This is a genomic window from Nostoc sp. T09, from assembly GCF_002154695.1.
Classification (GTDB): Bacteria; Cyanobacteriota; Cyanobacteriia; order Cyanobacteriales; family Nostocaceae; genus Aulosira.
The window spans coordinates 1-4,416 of the sequence record NZ_MTAV01000175.1; the positions used below are offsets into that span (position 1 = coordinate 1).

The window sequence follows — 4,416 nt, forward strand, 5'->3', positions numbered from 1 at the left end:
CCAACAAATTTGGGCTTTATCTTCTTAAGTTGACACCAATGGGCATTGCCTTGCCCCTACCATCTGTCGCATTCTTTTTTCAAATTGGTATAATTACTCATCTTAAGAAAGCAAGAGGCAAAAACAAGAAGTAGGAAACATTAGGATAGCCACTATTGAGTTAAGAATAGCCACTATTGAGTTGAGGAAAGCCACTATTGAGTTGAGGAAAGCCACTATTGAGTTGAGAATAGCCACTATTGACTTAACGATAGTGGCTTCTGTTGTTGGTTGGTAAGTTTGCTTGCGATCGCAGGTGAATAAGTAGTACTCCACCCGATTGATTTTGACAAATTACGATTGTTCAGATCCCCGACTTTTTGAAAAAGTCGGGGATCTATGCCCTCTCAAAACAAACGCGATCGCCTAGCATTTTTACAGAATTTAAGCTAAACAGCTTGTATTATCTCAAATAAGCTTCCACACCCCAAACCGCCGGCTATGGAATTAAATCTCCGCTTCCCAGAGAATCATCAAGTCATTGTAACATTTGATGGGCAAGACACTGAGAGGCTGGATTTTGCCTCACCGTTGAGTGCAGCAGACAGAGAAGAGATTCGCTGGTACTTAGAAACCTATGCGGCACGTTACACCACGGATGTAGACGATAAACGGGCAGAAGGGATAGCAAAAAAATTCCGGCAATGGGGCGAAGATTTATTTAATGCGGTTTTTCAACATCGGGCTGCTCAACGGCTGTTTAATTATTTTCAAGATGAAAATCAACCAGGACGCTTATTAACAATCAGCGCCAGTCATCCAGCCATTTTATCGCTGCCTTGGGAATTGTTACGCGACCCAGAAGGTACTTATTTGTTTCACGAAAATCCCCGCATTTCGATTCGTCGCCGCTTGGCTGGTGCAGGGGGTGGACGCAGACCGTTTAAAGTGCAAGTCAAAGACCGATTGCGGTTATTATTTGTCGTTAGTCGTCCCAGTGATGCGGGATTTATTGACCCCCGTGGTGAAGCAATAGCAGTTTTGAACGCCATTCAACAAGCAGCAGCCGGAAGAGTTGAGGTAGAATTTTTGCGTCCAGCCACCTTGGATAATTTAGTAGCGCGGCTAGAAGACTCCCGCCAACCCCCTGTTGATATTGTGCATTTTGACGGTCATGGGGTATTTGATTTAGATGGGCGTTTCCAAGAACAGGCTAAACATAGCGACCCCGTGGGACTAACTAAAGGCGGGAATGAGAACGGCGGCAATATAGGTTATTTATTATTTGAGGATAAAGAAGGGAAAAAAGCCCTGATTACTGCCGAAACCTTGGGTGATATGCTGAATCGGCAAAAAGTGGGGTTAATTGTTTTGTCTGCCTGTCAGTCGGCGGCGATGGGTGGGGAAGATGGAGAAGATGCAATGGGTAGTGTAGCCGCTAGGTTAACCCATGCAGGTATTCCCACAGTCTTGGCAATGACTCATTCGGTATTAGTGACAACAGCCCAACAACTGTTTGCTAAATTTTATCAGGGTTTAGTATCTGGTGCTGGTATGGGTGAAGCATTAGATAATGCGCGGCGAGACTTGTATCTCAACCAACAACGGGGAGAACGGCAACGGGGTGAGCAACGAGTACAGTTAAAATTGCAAGATTGGTTTTTACCTGCCTTGTATCAAGCAGCTGGTGATACCCCATTATTGCAGCCAGACTTGAACAACCAAGAAAGCGGCGAGTCACCAAAATGGGGAAACTTGCCGGATTTACAAGAAGCTGGATTCTTCGGTCGTAGCCGGGAATTATGGCAGATAGAACGGTGCTTTGTGCAGGGAACGCGCCGCCTCACAGTATCGGGTTTTGGTGGACAGGGAAAAACCTATCTTGTCCAGGAAGCAGGACGCTGGTTACATAGCACAGGGATGTTTGAGAAAGTTTGTTTTGTTGATTATGCTGCTTTTGGTGGTGTGGATGCTGTAGGCTTAGCAGTTAGCACCCTGGCGACAGTGTTAGACGAGAGTTTAATTGATGGGGCGGCGGCAACTCAGGCGTTGCGTAAGCAAGCCACATTGCTGATTTTAGATAACTTAGAAACCTTGCCAGCAGAAACTCTACGGGAACTGTTAACCGTAGCAAAACAGTGGTCTGAGGTTAGCGAATGTCGGGTATTACTCACCACTCGCACACCAGATTTTCACCATCCCGATTATTCCACACAAGGCAGTCGCAAACATATCTCCTTATCTTTGCGAGGTTTGGGACAAGAAGATGCCCTAGCGTATTTCCAGAGTTTGATTAAACTGACGCAAGCCCCCAAATTTGACCCACCTAAACGCGAAGTGTTGTTGGAATTATTTAAACTGGTGGATTTTCATCCCCTATCCATTGGTTTGTTGGCGAAACAGTTGGAAAATCGCCGTCCGGCAGAGTTGGGACAACGCTTAGAAGCTTTGGTTGCCCAAACACCAGATAATCCCCTATTGGCATCATTGAATTTATCTTTAGAACGGTTGGATGCTGAAGCAATGCAGTTGTTGCCTCGCTTAGGCGTGTTTCAGGGCGGGGCGTTAGAATTTAACTTGCTGAAAATTACAGAAATTTCTGAGTCACAGTGGCAAACTTTGCGCCCAGCATTAGAAGCCACTGGGTTAATTCAGCCAGAATATTTGCCTGGTGTTGGTCGGCCTTTTCTCAAATTTCACCCCACCTTAGCCCCAGCCTTGTGGCTACGCTTATCCCCAGAAGCACAGATAGAACTGCTTGCCCGTTATCAACAGTTGTATTATGAACTTTCTCGCTATTTGTATTTTGAAGATGACAAAGACCCTCATTTTGCCCGTGCCATTGCCCAACGGGAATTACCGAATTTACTTTATGCAGTTGATGGCGCATTGGATGCAGGTGCAGAATGGGCAGTAGACTTTGTTGCGCGGGTAAACAAATTTCTCGGTTACTTTGGACTTAACCGCGATCGCGCTAGACTAAATCAACGAATTGCTCAGTTAACTGGGGAAGTCGGTTCTGATACATGGTTTCTCAGCCGTAGTAGTTCAGGCGAGGAATTATTCAATGCAGGTCGCTATCAACAAGCGGCGCAGGTGTTTCGTGAGATACTGACAAAATTGGGTGAGCAACCAAGTTATAACCGCTGTGTTACTTTGGGTAGGCTGGGGCTGTGCTTTGTATACCAAAGACAAACAGCACAAGCAGCATATATCTACCGTCAGGGGTTGGCAGTGGCGCAGCAGTTTGAACAGTCTGATGATGTCAAGAAACTGATAGGAACGTTGCAGACTGACTTGGCAGATGCGCTGATGTTGATGGGGAATTATGAAGAGGCACGCATTGCTTATGAAGCAGGATTAGCTATTCAAAAAGAAATTGGAAACCTTAGTAGGGCTGCGGTATCAAATTCTCAACTCGGCACTCTAGCCATGCGGCAGGGCAACTTTTCAGAAGCACAACAGCGTTACCGTGAAGCACTGACTACTTTCCAGCAACTCAAGCAACCAGCACAAGAAGCCACGGCTTGGCATCTACTGGGTGTGGTGTACGAAGAAGGCAACCAGTGGGACGCTGCGGAAGATGCCTACCGAAAATCAGCACAAATTAAAGAATCTCTAGGAAATCTGGCAGATGCAGCAAATACTTGGCAACAATTAGGCAACCTCAATCACTTTGTTGGCAAACTGGAAGCGGCAGAGGATTGGTTTCGCAAGGCGTTGAAGCAATTTCAAAAATTAGAAGATCGAGCAAGTGCATCTCTAGTATTAAGTAACCTCGCTCTCCTACTACAAAAACAACCCCACCGCCTCAGCGAAGCCCGACAATTGGTAGAAGAAGCATTAGCCATCCGTAAAACCTTAGACCTGGCTGCGGCTGAGATTTGGAAAACCTATGAAATCTTGGCTATGATTACCGACAAGCAGGGCGACAGCACCCAAGCTAAAGAATATCGTCGCCAAGCAAGGCAAGCAAAAGCGGCGTTTGCAGGGACACAGTATGAGTTGCGGCAAAATGGGCAGTTTATTGCAGGGGTAGTAGCTGCTGTGGATGATGTAGAAATCAGGGAACAGCTAGAAATTGAGATAGAGAATGTTGCAGAAGTTTGGCAAAATCTCGTTGCTGCCATCCGTCGTATCTTAGCCGGCGAGCGAGATGAGAATATACTGTGCGAGCCGTTAGATTCGGAAGATTCTATGATTATCTCCGCTATCCTGCGGGGTATTGCTGACCCTCAATCCCTTGAAGCGTTATTGGCAGAGTGACATTAATATTAATTCGTAATACTTCGACTTCGCTCAGTACAAGTTCGTAATTCGCAGTTCGCAATTACGAAAGCCTGACAGCATATTTACCCCCCTTAATCCCCCCTTGGAAAGGCAGGGCTGTTTCATTCCACAAGGGTAAGAAGTTTGTCAATATCATGAGAGAGAAAT

1 protein-coding gene and 1 pseudogene are annotated in these 4,416 nt (G+C 46.0%); one reads left to right on the forward strand and one right to left on the reverse strand.

The window, feature by feature from the left end; translation table 11 throughout:
- Positions 1–160: 160 nt before the first annotated feature.
- Positions 161–226, reverse strand: a pseudogene (locus BV372_RS38475) (hypothetical protein); the annotation flags it as partial.
- Between the two features lie 254 nt (positions 227–480).
- Here BV372_RS38475 and BV372_RS29120 point away from each other — a divergent pair.
- A complete protein-coding gene (locus tag BV372_RS29120; protein WP_086690105.1) occupies positions 481–4,245 on the forward strand; it encodes a CHAT domain-containing protein in 3,765 nt (1,254 codons plus the stop codon).
- Positions 4,246–4,416 lie beyond the last annotated feature (171 nt).

What these genes read in the sequence shown, in the direction of transcription:
- BV372_RS29120 (WP_086690105.1), top strand. Translation starts at nt 481, where the DNA reads ATGGAATTAAATCTCCGCTTCCCAGAGAATCATCAAGTCATTGTAACA.